Source organism: Pseudomonas sp. NIBRBAC000502773 (genome assembly GCF_006517195.1).
GTDB lineage: Bacteria > Pseudomonadota > Gammaproteobacteria > Pseudomonadales > Pseudomonadaceae > Aquipseudomonas > Aquipseudomonas marginalis.
Window position 1 is genome coordinate 6,171,188 of the sequence record NZ_CP041189.1, and the last position, 17,188, is coordinate 6,188,375.

Genomic DNA, 17,188 nt, shown 5'->3' on the forward strand with positions numbered 1-17,188 from the left:
ATGTTGAAGGTGTTGATTACATGTGTCTGGTTGCTGGGATCGACGTGTGGGGCGATGGCTCATGCAACGTCGGTGGTGTTTCTCAATCCGGGCATGTCGACGGAAACCTTCTGGGTCAGCTACGCGCAATTCATGCAGGCCGCCGCCAAGGACCTCGGCCTGGACTTGCGCGTGCGTTATGGCGAGCGTGATGCCGACAACACGCTGGCCCAGGCGCGTGAGGTGCTGCAAGGCAGTCAGCGGCCTGATTACCTGGTGCTGGTGAATGAGCAGTACGTTGCACCGCAGATCCTGCGCATGGCCGAGGGCAGTGGCGTCAAGCTGCTGGTGGTGAACAGCGCGCTGACCTCCGATCAGGCGCAATTGCTGGGAACCCGCCGTGGCATCCGTTTGATCGGCAGCCTGGTGGCTGACGATGAACAGGCTGGTTACCTGATGCTCCGTGACCTGTTGCGCCAGCACGGTCCGGTTGCGCCGGGCGAGCCCCTCGACCTGTTGGCGTTTTCCGGCACCAAGTCCACCCCAGGGGCGCAATTGCGTGAGCGCGGCATGCGTCGGGCGCTGGCCGAACATCCCGAGGTGCGCCTGCGTCAGTTGGTCTACGGCGAATGGAACCGCGAACGCGCCTTCGAACAAGCGACGCAACTGTTCAAACGCTACCCGCAGACGGCGCTGGTGTGGTCGGCCAACGATCAGATGGCGCTGGGCGCCATGCAGGCGCTACAGGGCAGTGGGCGGTTACCGGGCAGGGACGTGCTGTTCAGCGCGGTCAACAGCTCGCCGGAGATCCTGCAGGCACGCCTGGATGGACGTTTGTCGTCCCTGGTCGCCGGGCATTTCACCGTGGGCGGCTGGGCCATGGTGTTGGTCCATGACGATGCCAAAGGCCTGGACATTGGCGTCTATGGCGGGCGCGACCGGCAGTTGGCGTTGTTCCAATTGATCGATGCCAGCCAGGCGCAGCGCTTGTTGGGGCCGACACCCTCGATGAATTTCCGCGCGTTGTCCGCCCAGGACAAGCCCGTGTCCTATCGTTACCCGTTCAGCCTGCACCTGCTGCTGCGCTAGACGCCGGCCAGGTGCAGCACCAGCTTGACGATGCCGAACAGCGTCAAGGCGAATACTGCTGTGAACAGAATGCCCAGGATCACGAAGTGGCTGGGCTTGCCGTGGGTGAAGTCGCGGGCGCGATTCTTGCCGCTCTGCACGCCAAACGCAGCGGCCATGACGCTGTGGAGCATCTGCCAGAAGGTCGGCGGCTTGTTGTTGACTGGATCGTCCATACATCCCTCGACACAAGGTGTGTGAGGGACAGCATAGACAATCCAGGCCGGCTTAGTTGTCGTAGCCCAGGTTCGGCGCCAGCCAGCGCTCGGTCACGGCCAGGTCCTGGCCCTTGCGCGCGGTGTAGCTGGTCACCTGGTCCTTGTCGACCTTACCGACGGCAAAGTACTGCGCCTGCGGGTGGGCGAAGTACCAGCCGCTGACTGCCGCCGCCGGGAACATCGCGTAGTGCTCGGTGAGGAACACGCCGCTGCGCCCAGCGTGCATTTCGCGGGCCTCGGGGTCGAGCAGTTGGAACAACTGGGCTTTCTCGGTGTGGTCCGGGCACGCCGGGTAGCCTGGGGCAGGGCGGATGCCGCTGTACTGCTCCTTGATCAGCGCCTCGTTGTCCAGTTGCTCGTCCTTGGCGTAGCCCCAGTGTTCCTTGCGCACCTGCTGGTGCAGCCACTCGGCACAGGCCTCGGCCAGGCGGTCGGCCAGGGCCTTGACCATGATCGAGTTGTAGTCGTCGCCCGCGTCCTGGTAGGCCTTGGCCACTTCCTCGGCGCCGATGCCGGCGGTGGTGATGAAGCCACCGATGTAGTCGGTCACGCCGCTGTCCTTGGGCGCGACGAAGTCGGCCAGGGAGAAGTTCGGCTTGCCGTCGGTCTTGATGATCTGCTGGCGCAGGTGGTGCAGCCTGGCAATCGGCTGGCCGTCTTCACCGTAGACTTCGAGGTCATCGTCCTGCACCTGGTTGGTCGGCCAGAAACCGAACACCGCGCGGGCGCTGATGAGTTTTTCGTCGATCAGTTTCCTGAGCATTTCCTGGGCGTCGGCGTACAGCGCGGTGGCGGCTTCACCCACCACTTCATCGGTCAGGATGCGTGGGAACTTGCCGGCCAGGTCCCAGGAGATAAAGAACGGGGTCCAGTCGATGTACTCGGCCAGGACGTTGAGGTCGATATTGTCCAACACCCTTGAGCCGGTGAAGGTTGGCTTGACCGGCGTGTAGGTGCTCCAGTCGAACTGCGGCTTCTTGGCGATGGCCGCCGGGTAGCTCAGGCGCTCGGTGCGCGCGCTGCGGTTGGAGGTGCGCTCACGCACGTCGATGTATTCCAGGCGGGTCTTCTCGACGAAGCCGGCCTTCAATTCCTTGGACAGCAGCTGCGTGGCCACGCCCACCGCACGGGAGGCGTCGGTGACGTAGATCACCGCGTCGTTGCTGTACTTGGGCTCGATCTTCACCGCCGTGTGCGCCTTGGAGGTGGTCGCGCCGCCGATCATCAGCGGCAGGTGGAAGTCCTGGCGCTGCATCTCGCGGGCCACATGCACCATCTCGTCCAGGGACGGCGTGATCAGGCCGGACAGCCCGATAATGTCGCACTTCTGCTCCTTGGCCACCTGCAGGATCTTCTCGGCCGGCACCATCACGCCGAGGTCGACGATGTCATAGCCGTTGCAGCCGAGTACCACGCCGACGATGTTCTTGCCGATGTCATGCACGTCGCCCTTCACCGTGGCCATCAGGATCTTGCCCTTGGCTTCCGGCTTGTCGCCTTTTTCCAGCTCGATGAACGGGATCAAGTGGGCCACGGCCTGCTTCATCACGCGGGCGGATTTCACCACCTGGGGCAGGAACATCTTGCCGGCGCCGAACAGGTCGCCAACGATGTTCATGCCGGACATCAGCGGGCCTTCGATCACCTCGATAGGGCGGGCGAACGACAGCCGCGATTCTTCGGTGTCTTCGACGATATGGGTGGTGATGCCCTTGACCAGCGCGTGTTCCAGGCGCTTGTTGACCGGCCAGCCGCGCCACTCTTCGGTCTCGGCTTCTTTTACGCTGCCGTCGCCCTTGTACTTGTCGGCGATGGCGAGGAGGGCGTCGGTGCCTTCCGGGGTGCGGTTGAGCACCACGTCTTCCACGGCATCGCGCAGCTCGGCCGGGATCTGGTCATAGATCTCCAGCTGGCCGGCGTTGACGATGCCCATGGTCAGGCCATTGCGGATCGCATACAGCAGGAACACCGAGTGGATCGCCTCACGCACCGGGTTGTTGCCGCGGAACGAGAACGACACGTTGGACACGCCACCGGAGGTCAGCGCATACGGCAGCTCGTCGCGGATATAGGCACAGGCGTTGATGAAATCGACGGCGTAGTTGTTGTGCTCTTCGATGCCGGTGGCGACCGCGAAGATGTTCGGGTCGAAGATGATGTCTTCGGGTGGGAAGCCGACTTCATCCACCAGAATGTCGTAGGAGCGCTTGCAGATTTCCTTCTTGCGCGCTTCGGTGTCGGCCTGGCCGGCCTCGTCGAAGGCCATCACCACCACGGCGGCGCCGTAGCGTTTGCACAGCTTGGCGTGGTGAATGAACTGCTCGACGCCTTCCTTCATGCTGATGGAGTTGACGATGCCCTTGCCCTGGATGCACTTGAGGCCGGCTTCGATCACTTCCCACTTGGAGGAGTCGATCATGATCGGTACGCGGGAGATGTCCGGCTCGCCGGCAATCAGATTGAGGAAGGTCACCATGGCCTTCTTCGAATCGAGCATGCCCTCGTCCATGTTGATGTCGATCACCTGGGCGCCGGCTTCCACCTGTTGCAGGGCGACTTCCAGGGCTTCGGTGTAGTTGTCCTCGCGGATCAGGCGGGCGAAACGCGCAGAACCGGTGATGTTGGTGCGCTCGCCGACGTTGACGAACAACGAGCTGCGATCAATGGTGAACGGCTCCAGGCCCGACAGGCGACAGGCCTTGGGGATATCCGGGATGGTGCGCGGCGCGTAGCCGGCCACGGCCTTGGCGATGGCTTCGATATGGCCCGGGGTGGTGCCGCAGCAGCCGCCGACGATATTGAGGAAGCCGCTCTGGGCGAACTCTTCGATGACCTTGGCGGTTTCCGACGGCAATTCGTCGTACTCGCCGAATTCATTGGGCAGGCCGGCGTTGGGGTGCGCGGACACATGGGTGTTGGCTTTGTTGGACAGCTCTTCCAGGTACGGGCGCAGCTCGCTGGCGCCGAGGGCGCAGTTCAGGCCCACGGAAATCGGCTTGGCGTGGGCCACCGAGTTCCAGAAGGCTTCGGTGGTCTGGCCCGACAGGGTGCGGCCGGAGGCGTCGGTGATGGTGCCGGAGATCATGATCGGCAATTCGATACCGAGCGTTTCGAACACACCCTGCACGGCGAAGATCGCGGCCTTGGCGTTGAGGGTGTCGAAGATGGTCTCGATCAGGATCAGGTCGGCACCGCCCTCGATCAGGCCTTGGGTGGCCTCGGTGTAGTTCTCCACCAGTTCATCGAAGGTAACGTTGCGGTAGCCGGGGTTGTTCACATCGGGCGACAGCGAGCAGGTGCGGCTGGTCGGGCCGAGGACGCCGGCGACGAAACGCGGCTTGGCCGGGTTCTCGGCGGTCTTGGCATCGGCGATCCTGCGCGCCAGGCGTGCGCCTTCGACGTTCAGTTCATAGGCCAGTTCTTCCATGCCGTAGTCGGCCATGGAGATGCGGGTGGCGTTGAAGGTGTTGGTTTCGAGGATGTCCGCACCGGCATCCAGGTAGGCCTTCTCGATCCCGCCGATCACGTCCGGGCGGGTGAGCACCAGCAGGTCGTTGTTGCCCTTGACGTCGCTCGGCCAGTCGGCGAAGCGTTTGCCGCGGTAGTCGTGTTCTTCCAGTTTATAGCTCTGGATCATCGTGCCCATGCCGCCGTCGAGGATCAGGATGCGTTCCTTGAGGGCGTGGTGAAGGGCTTGCAGACGAGCGCTACGATCGGACATGGGACTACTCTGGTCAGGCATTACGGAGGGCGTGGATCATAACAAACCTGTGCGGATTTGCGGCATGTCCGGGTTTTGCATGAATATCGCTCATGTTGAGCGGGGGCATGGCCCGGTAGAATCACCGCCACTTTAAACCGCACGCATTGAATCGGGACCGGATACATGTCACTTCGTCTTATCGTCAGCGCCGTCCTGGCATTGATAGCCAGCAGCGCTCTGGCAGAAGGTCCCGCTCCGGCGATCTCGTATACCCGCGACATCCAGCCGATCTTCACCGAGAAATGCGTGGCCTGCCATGCGTGCTATGACTCCGCGTGCCAGCTCAACCTGGGAAGTGCCGAGGGTGCGGCGCGCGGTGCGACCAAAGTGCCGGTCTACGACGGCGAGCGCAGCCAGGCCACACCCACCACGCGCTTGTTCTATGACGCCTTCGGAAAGCAGGCCTGGCAGCAGAAGGGTTTTTATTCGGTGCTCGACGCCCAGGGCAGCCAGGCCGCGTTGATGGCTCGGATGCTGGAGCTGGGGCATACCGCAGCGCTGAAGCCCAATGCCAGGTTGCCCGAAGAGATCGTATTGGGCCTGAGCCGCGAAAACATGTGCGCCACGCCGGGCGAGTTCAACGCTTATGCCGGTGCTCATCCCAAGGAGGGCATGCCGTTGGCGGTCACCGGCCTGAGCGACCAGCAGTACCAGACCCTGCAACGCTGGCTGGCCTCCGGTGCACCGATTGACCAGCAAGGCGTGGCCCCCAGCGCCCGGGAAGCCGCGCAAGTGCTGCAATGGGAAAACCTGCTCAACGCCCCCGGCGCGCGGGAAAGCCTGGTGGCTCGCTGGTTGTTCGAACATCTGTTCATTGCGCATCTGTATTTCGAAGACGGTGAGCCTGGGCATTTCTTCCAGTGGGTGCGCTCGCGTACCCCCAGCGGGCAGCCGATTGACTTGATCAATACCCGCCGCCCCAATGACGATCCCGGCACCCGCGTGTACTACCGCCTGTGGCCGGTGGAAGGGGTGATCGTCCACAAGACCCACATCACATACCCCCTGAGCGCGGAGAAAATGGCGCGGGTCAAAGCCCTGTTCTACAGCGGCGACTGGCAGGTCAGCGCCTTGCCCGGCTACGGTCCCGGCCGGCGGGCCAACCCTTTCGAGACGTTCGAGGCGATTCCGGCCCAGGCGCGTTACCAGTTCATGCTGGATAACGCCGAATACTTTGTGCGCACGTTTATTCGCGGGCCGGTGTGCCGCGGGCAAATTGCCACGGACGTGATCCGCGACAATTTCTGGGCGTTGTTCCAGGCGCCCGACCACGACCTGTACATCACCGATGCCCGCTATCGCGGCCAGGCCACGCCGTTGCTGGCGATGCCAGGGCAGAATGATGACGTGGGCAGTGTGCTCAGCCTGTGGCTCGAATACCGCGATAAGCGCAACCAGTACGAAGCCCTGCGGCGAGACAGCTATGCCGAGTTGCCGGCGCCCAGTTGGTCGACCCTGTGGGCCGGCAATGACAACGCCCTGTTAAGCATCTTCCGTCATTTCGACAGCGCCTCGGTGAATAAGGGCCTGATCGGTGAAGTCCCGCAGACACTGTGGTTGTTCGACTATCCGTTGCTCGAACGCACCTATTACCAACTGGTGGTCAATTTCGATGTGTTCGGCAACGTATCGCACCAGGCCCAGACCCGGCTGTACTTCGACCTGATCCGCAACGGTGCCGAGCAGAACTTCCTGCGCCTGATGCCTGCCGATAGCCGCGATGCCTTTATGGATGATTGGTACCAGAACAGCGGCAAGATCAAGCTGTGGCTGGATTACGAAGCCATCGACGACGACACGCCTACCGCCTTGCACCTGGATAAAAAGGACCCCAAGCGCGACTTCGCCAACCAGTTGCTTGCCCGCTACGGTGACCTGAATGCCAGCCCGGATCCGATCAACCGTTGCGGGGGCGCGTTTTGTTCGCGCGACGGTATCGACCCGGCGCTGCAGGACGCCGAACAGGCGCTCAGCCGCCTGACTTCACGCCCGGCGGCGGGGCTCAAGGTGATTGACCAGTTACCCGAAGCGACAATGCTGCGCGTCGAAACCGCCAGCGGCAAGCGTGTGGTCTACAGCCTGCTGCGCAACCGCGCTCACAGTAACGTGGCATTTCTGCTGGGTGAAGCTTACCGCTATCAGCCGGGCCTGGACACGCTGACCCTTTACCCTGGAGTGCTCAGCAGTTACCCGAACTTCATGTTCAACATCCCTGCCCAGGAAGTGCCTGAATTCGTCGCCGAAATGGAGCGGGCCAAGGACGCCAATCGCTTTGAGAAAATTGTCGACCGCTGGGGCGTGCGCCGCAGCCACCCGTTGTTCTGGCAGTATTTCCACGATTTGTCCCAGTACATCCGCGAGACGACGCCGGTGGAAGAGGGGGTGCTGGATATGAACCGTTATGAAAACCTCTGACAGAGGCCAGCGTCTTTTCCGACAAAATTACTCGGACTTTGTACCTGCGTAATATTTTGGCGTAAACTGCCGGCAAGCCTGTGAGGAGTTTCCATGACTGCCATAACCATTACCGACGCCGCCCACGATTACCTGGCTGACCTGCTGTCCAAGCAGAACACCCCGGGAATCGGCATCCGCGTCTTTATCACCCAGCCTGGCACCCAGTACGCCGAGACGTGCATCGCCTACTGCAAGCCCGGTGAAGAGAAACCTGAAGACACCGCCCTGGGGCTGAAAAGCTTCACCGCGTATATCGACAACTTCAGCGAAGCCTTCCTGGACGATGCCGTGGTCGACTACGCCACCGACCGCATGGGCGGCCAATTGACCATCAAGGCGCCCAACGCCAAGGTGCCTAATGTCAATGCCGACAGCCCGGTCAACGAGCGTATCAACTACTACCTGCAAACCGAGATCAACCCGGGGCTCGCGAGCCACGGCGGTCAGGTCAGCCTGATCGACGTCGTCGATGACGGCATTGCCGTATTGAAGTTCGGCGGCGGGTGCCAGGGCTGCGGTCAGGCAGACGTGACCCTGCGCGAGGGCATCGAGCGGACCTTGCTCGAGCGTATTCCGGAGCTCAAGGGCGTCCGTGATGTGACGGACCACACGCAGAAAGAAAACGCCTACTACTGAGTAAGGCGTTCACTGCGAACAAAAAACGGCGCCCGTGAGCGCCGTTTTTTATTGTTAAAATTCAAGCGGTTATGCAATCTATCTGACAAGGAGGATTAAGTGTGGGAGGGGCTTGCTCCCGATAACGGTGCCTCAGTCGTCTCATGAGGAAGCTGACACACCGCCATCGGGAGCAAGCCCCTCCCACTTTTTTATTGTATTTATTCAGTTGAATCAACATGTTATTGGTTGTTAGTGAAGTAAATAATCAAGGCCGATAAAGGTGCGCATGCCCGGCCCGATACAACGACGACTCACTGAAGCTGTCACTCGCCAGTACTCGCCCCACCACAATCAACGCCGTACGCCGAAAGCCCTTGGCGGCGACTTTGTCGGCAATATCGCTGAGTGTGCCGACGGCCCAATCCTGATCCGGCCATGTCGCCCGGTGTACCACGGCAATCGGGCAGTCTGCGCCATAGTGCGGCAGCAGTTCGGCGACAATCTTCTCCAAATGGTTGACCCCCAGATGAATCGCCATGGTCGTGCCATGGCGGGCCAGGCTGTCGAAGTCTTCGCCGGCCGGCATGCGGGTTTTATCGGCGTAGCGGGTCAGGATCACGCTTTGGGCGATGTCCGGCAAGGTCAGTTCGGTCTCCAGCAACGCTGCGCAGGCGGCCACTGCGGTGACGCCGGGAATGATCTGGAAGGGGATGCCCAACTCGCGCAGGTAACGGATCTGCTCGCCAATCGCGCCATACAGGCTTGGGTCGCCGGAGTGCACGCGGGCCACATCCTGGCCGTTGGCGTGGGCAGCCTTGAACAGTTCGATGATCTGTTCCAGGTGCAGTTCGGCGCTGTTGACCACCTGTTGCGCCTGATGACCCTCCAGCACCGCCGCCGGCACCAGCGAGCCGGCATAGATGATCACCGGGCAACTGCGGATCAGGCGCTGGCCTTTGACAGTGATCAATTCCGGATCGCCGGGGCCGGCGCCGATGAAGTAGACGGTCATGGAGAATTCCTGTGGAAAAACGGGCGAGCATGAAGATTGCTCATGATCGGGACTGACGATTATCGGGATTTTAGCCGGCGCAGGCCAATGCAAAGGTGGCCTGGGCGGTTTTCTGGCGGGTGATCAACAAGCGGGCAGGGCCGCCGCAGAGCTGTTCGGCCAGGGCCAGGGCGGCACTTTCGGCGACGCCGTAACAGCCGGTATGGGCAAACGCGACCGCCGATTTGTGGCTCAGCCGGTCTTCGTAAACGGCCAGTTGCCCGGCGTTGAAGCATTGCAAGGGCAGGTCGAGCAGTCGGGCCAGGGCGAGTAACCCTGGCTCGTCCTGTTTACGGTCGATGCTGGCCAGTGCCGTGACACGCTGGCGCTCGATCCCGCCCTCGGCCAGGGCGCTGTCCAACAGGCCCAGCAGGGTGTCGACATCACAACCCCGCTGGCAACCCAGGCCGACCACCAGGGTCATGCCGAGTATTGATCGTCGCGGTTGCGGCGGAACAACCAGGCACTGATCAGGCCAAGGGCCAGCCAGAACGCCACGTTGGTCAACTGCGAAGCGATCTTGAACTGCGCTTCGAGGGCTTCCGGCGCCAGCATCGAATGGGTTTCCGGCTGCGGTGCACCGATCACATGCGGCACCACCAGGATCGCCACGCCCAGGACTTTCAGCAGCCAGTTGCGACCAAACACGATCAGGGCAATACCCACAGCCGTCGAGGCAGCGGTGCCGATCCACCAGATCTGCCGTTGTGCCAGGTCGGCGGCGGCAGTGCCCGGCAGCTCCGGTGGCAGGCCCAGGGTGGGCGCCAGCACAAAGGTCGCGTAGCCGGCCAGGCCCCACAGCAAGCCTTGGGCCGTGCGGGTCGGTGCGCGCAGGGTATAGAGGCCGGCCAGCATCAGGGCGAAGCCGACGGCCACCACCAGGTTGCCGCCGGTGGTCGACAGCACACGCTGCCAGCCGTCTTCCGGCTCCCAGGCTTCGGCGTCGTGGGTGTGTGCGGCGGCGCCAGCAGCATGTTCATGGGCCACTTCAGTCGCGGCCGGGGCTTTTTCAAAGGTTTCCGCCTGCAGAATCAGCGGAGCGACCCAGAAGCTTTGCAGCAGGGTCAGCAGCAGGGCGGCGAGCAGGCCGGTGAACCCTGCGGTTTGCGCAATACGCTTGATCATGTCGGCAGGCCTCAGTGGCACGGGAACGCGGCGCTGTGGCGGGTATCGTGGGCAGCGTTGTGCACCGCCTCGATGTGCGAGAAACCGGCGAAATACACCAGGCACGCGCCAAGGATCGACGCGCCGATGGCGGCGGTCAGGCGTTGGCTGAGGGTGGCGGAGCTGCTGGCGGTGTGCGAGGTGCTGCTGATGATCGACATGGCGCGTCCCTTTCAGGTGTCAGGGTGACACGAGCGCATGCAAACCCCGCGAGCCAGGCACGCAGGGTTTTAACAGCGCCCGCCCACCGCGGGTTTGTTATTCGATGTTATTCGGGCCGGTCTCCGGGCTTGCGAGGGACACTGGGTCTACAAAACGTCGCCTTCCCATGCCGTACAGGCACAGTGGATCTGACGCTTCACTCGCTTACCGTTGCGGGGGCAGCACCGGACTCGTCATAAGGCTATGACTCACCGGTTTCCCGTTTCACCCTGTGAAGGGCACCCGAAACAAGATGTGTAGGAGAGCATGGGCAGTGGGCGGGCGTCAAATAGACGACTGGCGCCCCGCAGTTTACGGCAGGCGTTCCAGTGGATGTTGATCAGGCAGGGCGACGGGGCGAGTAAGAGGCCGCCATGCGTGCGTACGTAATATTGGACAAACTAAACCTGTCGTCTGGTTTGGTTGTATGCAAGAACGCGCCGGGTATTATATCCAACTGACGAAGCAGGTAAGGTCGATTAAGAAGTTCTTTGGCAACGGCTGTTGCATTGTAGGAGAAATCTCTAGTGCTCCGTATTTCGCGTGCAGCCTCTCGCAGTTCGTTAAAGTTTACATATTCATCGTTAGCACCTTCGGCGAACTCGCGAAAATAAACTCTAACTTGCCCCAGCAAAGACCCATCGCTAAGACTTTTGAAGTCTTCAGCGATAATAGCGACATTGTTCCAGGTCGCCTCGCCGTAGTGCACTCCAGGTGTTTGTGGAAAGAGTGACGTCATTAGGTCTGGGCGGCTGATGACCTCCTTCGCAAGCTCTATTTGCTCTTGTTTGGCATCTCGTCCGTCGTGTAGTTTGCCTGCCGCCATCTTTTTGAGGTCGGTCAAGCGAAAGCTGTTGCGTGCCTTACCGTCCGGGCCTTCCAGGTCGCGGAAATGGTGCAACAGTTCTTTGGCCAGCATCGGGTTGCTGTGGTTCTCTAAAAACGTGATGTCTGATGATTTTTTTTGTGCCGCTGCGAGGGGCAGAGAGTCGGTTTTGGGGGGAACGTTGCCAGTCACTTCGATCGATGCCGGAGGGAGGGGCGCAGTAGGTTGAGTGCGTATTGAAAATTCCATAGTGTTTTTATCCGAGTTGGCTATGCAGCGTTAAACTTCGTCTATTGGCAAAGCTGCTCCGAGGATGTGTGGTGTTTTTCGATATTTCTGTTCCCTGTACTCATTTGGGAACTGATTACGTTAAGTTACAGCGCTTATTTAATTCGTATGGACTAAATAATTAGTCTGACTTCAAGGCGAGCTTTTACGTAAGTTGCTCACTATTGCCGTCTGCACTGATATCAAAGATTCTGAACCAAACGCCTAATGATGGGCGTCCGTTTTCAACCCCTGTATAGTGTTCAAGCGGGCGGTCTGGCCGTTTCGACATTGACCCGCTCGTACTCACTGCGTAGCCTTGCACCCTCGAGGTTCTTCGGCCCAGGTCGAAGCTAAGAAGGGAACGCGGTCAAAGCCGCGGCTGCCCCCGCAACTGTGAAGGGTTTATCTGACTGCCACGCCACTGCCACTGCGGCGGGAAGGCGCAGTCGGCGCCGGTCGCAAGACCCGCAAGCCCCAAGCCAGGAGACCTGCCTCGCCACCGATTTTCCAATTCAACCGGGCGGGGTGATCCGGTGACGAAATCCGCTTCTGCGCGCCGCCGCAGTGCCTATCGTCCCGTATGCCCGCCCCAAAGGGCATCCGATGAAAACACTGGCCAAACTCCCCGTCACCATCGTTACCGGCTTCCTCGGCTCGGGCAAGACCACCTTGCTGCGCCATATGCTCGACAACGCCCAGGGTCGTCGCATTGCGGTGATCGTCAACGAATTCGGCGAACTGGGCATCGACGGTGAGATCCTCAAGCAGTGCTCCATCGGTTGCACCGAAGAAGAGGCCAACGGCCGCGTGTACGAGCTGGCCAACGGCTGCCTGTGCTGCACGGTGCAGGAGGAGTTCTTCCCGGTGATGCGCGAACTCGTCGCCCGTCGCGGCGACCTCGACCATATCCTTATCGAAACCTCGGGCCTGGCCCTGCCGAAACCCTTGGTACAGGCCTTCCAGTGGCCGGAAATCCGCAGCGCCTGCACGGTTGATGCGGTCATCACCGTGGTCGACAGCCCGGCCGTGGCCGCCGGCACCTTTGCCGCGTTCCCGGATCAGGTCGACGCCCAGCGCAAGCTCGACCCGAACCTGGACCATGAATCGCCGCTGCACGAGCTGTTTGCCGACCAGTTGGCCAGCGCCGACCTGGTGATCCTCAATAAATCCGACCTGATCAGCGCCGAAGACCTGGCCCGTGTGCGCCTGGAAGTCGCCGAAGAGCTGCCGCCGGCGGTGAAGATCATCGAAGCCAGCAGCGGTCGCCTGCCGTTGGACGTGTTGATCGGCCTGGGCGCGGGGTCCGAAGAACATATCGACGCTCGCCATAGCCACCACGATCATCACCACGAAGGTGAAGACGAGCATGATCACGACGCCTTCGATTCCATCTCCATCGACCTGCCCCAAGCCGACGAAGCGCTGCTGCTCGACGCCCTGAACCAATTGGTGGTTCAGCACGGCATCCTGCGGGTCAAGGGTTTCGCCGCCATCCCGAACAAGCCGATGCGCCTGCTGATCCAGGGTGTGGGGACGCGTTTCGACAAGCACTTCGACCGTGCCTGGGGCGCCGACGAAGCGCGCATCACGCGGCTGGTGCTGATCGGCCAAGAGCTGGACGCGGCGGGCCTCGAAGCGCAACTGCGCGCCGCCCTCAGCGTTTAACCCATGCACCTGCTCAGGACTCAGCCCGGTGGTTTCGTCGCGGACGACAATATTGCCGACCTTGGCCAAACCCCCGCCGAACTGGTGATCCTGTGCAGCGGCGATTCCAGCCTGGCGCTGCTGGCCGAAGCGGCCCAGCAGTTGCCCGAGGATTACCCCAGCCTGCGCCTCGCCAACCCGATGCAGGTGCAGAACCACGCATCGGTCGACCTGTACGTGGACGAAGTGCTGCGCCACGCCAAGGTCATCCTGATTTCCCTGCACGGCGGCATCGGTTATTGGCGCTACGGCATCGAGCGCCTGGTGGAGCTGGCCGAGCGCGGCGTTACGCTGATCCTGGTGCCGGGGGATGACCGCCCGGACCCGGAACTCAGCGGCCTGAGCACGGTGAGTGCCGAACAACGCGACCGCCTGTGGCACTTCCTGCGCCAGGGCGGGCTCGCTAACGCGCTGGATTTCTTCCGCTGCCTGGCCAGCGGCTACCTGGACCGCGATTACCCGTGGGCCGAGCCGCAGACCTTGCCGCGCACCGCGATCTATCACCCGCACAAAGCCAACCCTCGCCTCAATGACTGGCAGACCGATTGGCACGCGGATTGGCCCGTGGCGGCGGTGCTGTTCTACCGCTCCCACTTGCAGGCGGCCAATACCGGTTTTATCGATGTGTTCTGCCAGCGTTTGCAGGCGGCAGGCCTCAACCCGTTGCCGATGGCGGTGGCCAGTTTGAAAGAGCCCGGCTGCCTGACGGTGGTCGAGGACCTGCTGGATGAGGTCGGCGCGGCGGTGATCCTGAACACCACCGGTTTTGCCCAATCCAGCCCCGAAGCCCCGCATCTGCGGCCGTTTCGCCGCAATATCCCGGTGATCCAGGCGATCTGCGCCCAGGATAACCAGCCGGGCTGGCAGGCCAGCGAGCAAGGCCTGGGCCCGCGCGACCTGGCGATGCACATTGCCTTGCCCGAGTTGGACGGGCGGATTATCAGCCGGCCGATCAGCTTCAAGGATCTGGCCTGGCGCAGCGAGCGCAGCCAGTCGGACGTGGTGTGCTACCGCGCAGCGCCCGAACGCATGGATTTCGTCGCCGAGCTGGCGCGCCGTTGGGTCGAGCTGGCACGGGTGCCGAATGGGGATAAACGCATCGCCCTGATCCTTGCCAACTACCCGACCCGCGATGGTCGTATCGGTAATGGCGTGGGCCTGGACACCCCGGCTGCCGCACTGAATATCCTGCGTGCCCTGCAAGCCGAAGGCTATCCGGTGCCGGAGCAACTACCCGAAAGCGGTACCGCGCTGATCCATGAGCTGCTCGGCGGCGTCACCAACGACCTCGACAGCCTCGACCTGCGCCCCTGTCATCAAAGCCTGGGCCTGGACGACTACGAGGCGATGTTCAATCGCTTGCCTGAATCCAACCGCCAGGCGGTGCTGGAGCGATGGGGCGCGCCGCACAACGATCCAATGTTCCGTGACGGCCGCCTGATGATCGCCGGCCTGCGCCTGGGCCAGACCTTCGTCGGCATCCAGCCGGCCCGGGGTTACCAGGTGGATGCCAGCGCGGTGTACCATGACCCGGACCTGGTGCCGCCCCATGGCTACCTGGCGTTCTACTTCTGGTTGCGCCACACCTACGGCGCCCATGGCGTGATCCATGTGGGCAAGCACGGCAACCTCGAATGGCTGCCGGGCAAGGGCGTGGGGCTCTCGGAAAACTGCTGGCCGGATGCGCTGCTGGGGCCGCTGCCGAACATCTACCCGTTTATCGTCAACGACCCGGGCGAGGGCGCCCAGGCCAAGCGGCGTACCCAGGCGGTGATCATCGACCACCTGATGCCGCCACTGACCCGCGCCGAAACCTACGGGCCGCTGCGGGACCTTGAGCTGTTGGCGGACGAATACTACGAAGCCCAACTGCTCGACCCGCGCCGGGCCCGCGAGCTGCAAAAAGACATCCTCAAGCTGGTGCGCGAAACTCGCATCGACCAGGAGCTTGAGCTGGATGGCGACGCCGATGCTGCTATCTGGCTGCCGCGCCTCGACACCTACCTGTGCGACTTGAAGGAGTCGCAGATCCGCGACGGCCTGCACATCTTTGGCGAATCCCCCGTGGGCCGCTTGCGCATCGACACCTTGCTGGCCTTGCTGCGCATCCCGCGTGGCGACGGCCGTGGCCCGCAATCGAGCCTGCTGCGCGTGTTGGCCAAGGCGTTCGCGCTGGGTTTTGACCCCCTGGACTGCGCCCTGGCCGAGCCCTGGACCGGGCGACGCCCGGCGGTGTTGCGGAAGATCGATGGGCAGCAGTGGCGCACCGCCGGGGACACCCGCGAGCGCCTGGAACTGTACGCTGCGCGACTGATCGAGCAGGCGTTGGAAGGGCCGCTGGAACAGCTGGAAGAGCCCGGCTGGGAAGAGGTGAAGGCGGTGATCGAAAGCCTGCGCATCGTCGTGGCGCCACGCCTGGACGCCTGCGGCCCGGCGGAAATGCGCGGCTTGCTGGAGGCCCTCGGCGGGCGCTTTGTCCCGGCCGGCCCGAGCGGTGCGCCAAGCCGTGGGCGCCTGGATGTGCTGCCGACCGGGCGCAATTTCTTCACCGTTGACGTGCGCAACCTGCCCACCACCACCGCGTGGCGCATCGGCTTCCAGTCCGCCAACCTGATACTTGAACGGCACCTGCAGGACCACGGCGATCACCTGCGCCAGCTCGGCCTGTCGGTGTGGGGCACGGCCACCATGCGCACCGGTGGCGACGACATCGCCCAGGCCATGGCGCTGATGGGCGTGCGGCCGGTGTGGGCCACCGGCAGTCAACGGGTGGATGATTTTGAAATCCTGCCGATCAGCCTGTTGGACCGCCCGCGCGTGGACGTCACCTTGCGCGTGTCCGGATTTTTCCGCGATGCCTTCGCCAACCTGATCCGCCTGTTCGACGCGGCGGTACAAGCCGTGGCGGCCCTGGATGAGCCGGACGACATGAACCCGCTGGCCGCCAAGGTGCGCAGTGAGCGCGCAGCGCTGCTGGCCTCCGGCCTGGATGCGGAGGTCGCGGCGAAACAGGCCGGCTGGCGTATCTTCGGGGCCAAGCCCGGTGCCTATGGCGCGGGCGTGCAGGGCGCCATTGACGGGCGCCTGTGGCAAAGCCGCGAGGACCTGGCCGAGGTCTACCTGAACTGGGGCGGCTACGCCTATGGCGGCTCCGACGAAGGCACCGCCGCCCGTACGCAGTTTGCCCAGCGCCTGAGCCAGGTGCAGGCGGTGTTGCAGAACCAGGATAACCGCGAGCACGACCTGCTCGACTCCAACGACTACTACCAGTTCCAAGGCGGCATGCTCGCCGCCGTGGAAACCCTGAGCGGCGACAAGGCCGCCAGCTATCACGGCGACCATAGCCAGCCGGACCTGCCGAGGATTCGCACCTTGAAGGAAGAGCTGAACCGGGTGATCCGTTCCCGCGCCGCCAACCCCAAGTGGATCGACGGCGTGAAGCGCCATGGCTATAAAGGTGCGTTTGAAATGGCCGCGACCGTGGACAATCTGTTCGCCTTCGACGCCACCACGGCGCTGATCGACGATCATCAATATGCATTGCTCGCCGACGCCTACCTGCTGGACCCTGACACCCGGGCCTTTGTGCAGCAGCACAACCCCGCGGCGCTGCGTGATATGACCGAGCGCATGCTCGAAGCCCAGCAGCGTGGCCTGTGGCAGGAGCCGGGGGCGTACCGCGAGGCGTTGGAAAACCTGTTGCTGGATATAGAAGAAGACAGCTAGAACGCGAGATGCGGCTTGTTGTGGCTGGCGGGCTTGTTGTGGTGAGCGGGCTTGCCCCGCGCTGGGCTGCAAAGCGGCCCCAA

Annotated in this window: 12 protein-coding genes and 2 riboswitches; of the genes, 5 read left to right on the forward strand and 7 right to left on the reverse strand. The window is 62.6% G+C overall.

Translation table 11 applies throughout. The features are described from left to right. The gene (locus tag NIBR502773_RS28295) at nt 1-1,068 is read left to right on the forward strand and encodes an ABC transporter substrate-binding protein (RefSeq protein WP_141157522.1); all 1,068 of its coding nucleotides are present in this window, start codon (nt 1-3) and stop codon (nt 1,066-1,068) included. On the opposite strand, the gene NIBR502773_RS28300 is transcribed toward NIBR502773_RS28295, so the two are convergent. Together NIBR502773_RS28300 and metH are read right to left on the reverse strand one after the other, a co-directional pair. Beyond that, nucleotides 1,065-1,283 (reverse strand): DUF2970 domain-containing protein, encoded by a 219-nt coding sequence (locus NIBR502773_RS28300; RefSeq protein ID WP_027606482.1) that lies wholly within the window; start codon nt 1,281-1,283, stop codon nt 1,065-1,067. The two genes, NIBR502773_RS28295 and NIBR502773_RS28300, sit on opposite strands and share 4 nt — an antisense overlap. 52 nt (nt 1,284-1,335) lie before the next feature. Then, nucleotides 1,336-5,046, reverse strand: a complete 3,711-nt coding sequence (gene metH, locus NIBR502773_RS28305) for a methionine synthase (protein ID WP_141157523.1) — start codon at nt 5,044-5,046, stop codon at nt 1,336-1,338. Between the two features lie 165 nt (nt 5,047-5,211). Between metH and NIBR502773_RS28310 the strand changes: the two genes are divergently transcribed. Next, the gene (locus tag NIBR502773_RS28310) at nt 5,212-7,503 is read left to right on the forward strand and encodes a fatty acid cis/trans isomerase (protein WP_115486244.1); all 2,292 of its coding nucleotides are present in this window, start codon (nt 5,212-5,214) and stop codon (nt 7,501-7,503) included. Between the two features lie 93 nt (nt 7,504-7,596). Further along, nucleotides 7,597-8,181, forward strand: coding sequence for a Fe-S biogenesis protein NfuA (gene nfuA, locus NIBR502773_RS28315; protein WP_027606479.1), 585 nt, complete (start codon nt 7,597-7,599; stop codon nt 8,179-8,181). Between the two features lie 247 nt (nt 8,182-8,428). Here the strand turns inward: nfuA and cobM are convergent, their stop codons facing one another. The 5 genes from cobM to NIBR502773_RS28340 form a co-directional block, all read right to left on the reverse strand. Further along, nucleotides 8,429-9,175: a precorrin-4 C(11)-methyltransferase gene (gene cobM, locus NIBR502773_RS28320; RefSeq protein WP_065941215.1), complete on the reverse strand. Its 747-nt coding sequence runs from the start codon at nt 9,173-9,175 to the stop codon at nt 8,429-8,431. Between the two features lie 70 nt (nt 9,176-9,245). Continuing rightward, nucleotides 9,246-9,638 (reverse strand): cobalamin biosynthesis protein, encoded by a 393-nt coding sequence (locus NIBR502773_RS28325; protein WP_141157524.1) that lies wholly within the window; start codon nt 9,636-9,638, stop codon nt 9,246-9,248. Beyond that, nucleotides 9,635-10,339 carry a CbtA family protein gene (locus NIBR502773_RS28330; protein WP_141157525.1) on the reverse strand — a complete coding sequence of 235 codons (705 nt, stop codon included), beginning with the start codon at nt 10,337-10,339 and terminating at the stop codon, nt 9,635-9,637. Before NIBR502773_RS28330 ends, NIBR502773_RS28325 begins: the two co-directional genes overlap by 4 nt. A gap of 11 nt (nt 10,340-10,350) precedes the next feature. Next, the gene (locus NIBR502773_RS28335) at nt 10,351-10,539 is read right to left on the reverse strand and encodes a CbtB-domain containing protein (protein ID WP_027606475.1); all 189 of its coding nucleotides are present in this window, start codon (nt 10,537-10,539) and stop codon (nt 10,351-10,353) included. Between the two features lie 96 nt (nt 10,540-10,635). Next, a riboswitch (cobalamin riboswitch) is annotated at nt 10,636-10,841 on the reverse strand. Nucleotides 10,842-10,919: 78 nt separating this feature from the next. Beyond that, nucleotides 10,920-11,654 (reverse strand): hypothetical protein, encoded by a 735-nt coding sequence (locus NIBR502773_RS28340; RefSeq protein ID WP_141157526.1) that lies wholly within the window; start codon nt 11,652-11,654, stop codon nt 10,920-10,922. 331 nt (nt 11,655-11,985) lie between these two features. Then, nucleotides 11,986-12,186, forward strand: a riboswitch (cobalamin riboswitch). Nucleotides 12,187-12,278: 92 nt separating this feature from the next. On the opposite strand from NIBR502773_RS28340, the gene cobW reads away from it, so the two are divergent. Continuing rightward, complete coding sequence (gene cobW, locus NIBR502773_RS28345) at nt 12,279-13,340, forward strand: cobalamin biosynthesis protein CobW (RefSeq protein WP_027606474.1); 1,062 nt, start codon at nt 12,279-12,281, stop codon at nt 13,338-13,340. A 3-nt stretch (nt 13,341-13,343) separates the two neighbouring features. Further along, nucleotides 13,344-17,105, forward strand: a complete 3,762-nt coding sequence (gene cobN / locus NIBR502773_RS28350) for a cobaltochelatase subunit CobN (RefSeq protein ID WP_141157527.1) — start codon at nt 13,344-13,346, stop codon at nt 17,103-17,105. Nucleotides 17,106-17,188: the final 83 nt, after the last annotated feature.

Bases quoted from the DNA above. Each gene is read 5' to 3' on its own strand.
- NIBR502773_RS28295 (WP_141157522.1), top strand. From the start codon at position 1: ATGTTGAAGGTGTTGATTACATGTGTCTGGTTGCTGGGATCGACGTGT.
- NIBR502773_RS28300 (WP_027606482.1), bottom strand. From the start codon at position 1,283: ATGGACGATCCAGTCAACAACAAGCCGCCGACCTTCTGGCAGATGCTC.
- metH (WP_141157523.1), bottom strand. From the start codon at position 5,046: ATGTCCGATCGTAGCGCTCGTCTGCAAGCCCTTCACCACGCCCTCAAG.
- NIBR502773_RS28310 (WP_115486244.1), top strand. From the start codon at position 5,212: ATGTCACTTCGTCTTATCGTCAGCGCCGTCCTGGCATTGATAGCCAGC.
- nfuA (WP_027606479.1), top strand. From the start codon at position 7,597: ATGACTGCCATAACCATTACCGACGCCGCCCACGATTACCTGGCTGAC.
- cobM (WP_065941215.1), bottom strand. From the start codon at position 9,175: ATGACCGTCTACTTCATCGGCGCCGGCCCCGGCGATCCGGAATTGATC.
- NIBR502773_RS28325 (WP_141157524.1), bottom strand. From the start codon at position 9,638: ATGACCCTGGTGGTCGGCCTGGGTTGCCAGCGGGGTTGTGATGTCGAC.
- NIBR502773_RS28330 (WP_141157525.1), bottom strand. From the start codon at position 10,339: ATGATCAAGCGTATTGCGCAAACCGCAGGGTTCACCGGCCTGCTCGCC.
- NIBR502773_RS28335 (WP_027606475.1), bottom strand. From the start codon at position 10,539: ATGTCGATCATCAGCAGCACCTCGCACACCGCCAGCAGCTCCGCCACC.
- NIBR502773_RS28340 (WP_141157526.1), bottom strand. From the start codon at position 11,654: ATGGAATTTTCAATACGCACTCAACCTACTGCGCCCCTCCCTCCGGCA.
- cobW (WP_027606474.1), top strand. From the start codon at position 12,279: ATGAAAACACTGGCCAAACTCCCCGTCACCATCGTTACCGGCTTCCTC.
- cobN (WP_141157527.1), top strand. From the start codon at position 13,344: ATGCACCTGCTCAGGACTCAGCCCGGTGGTTTCGTCGCGGACGACAAT.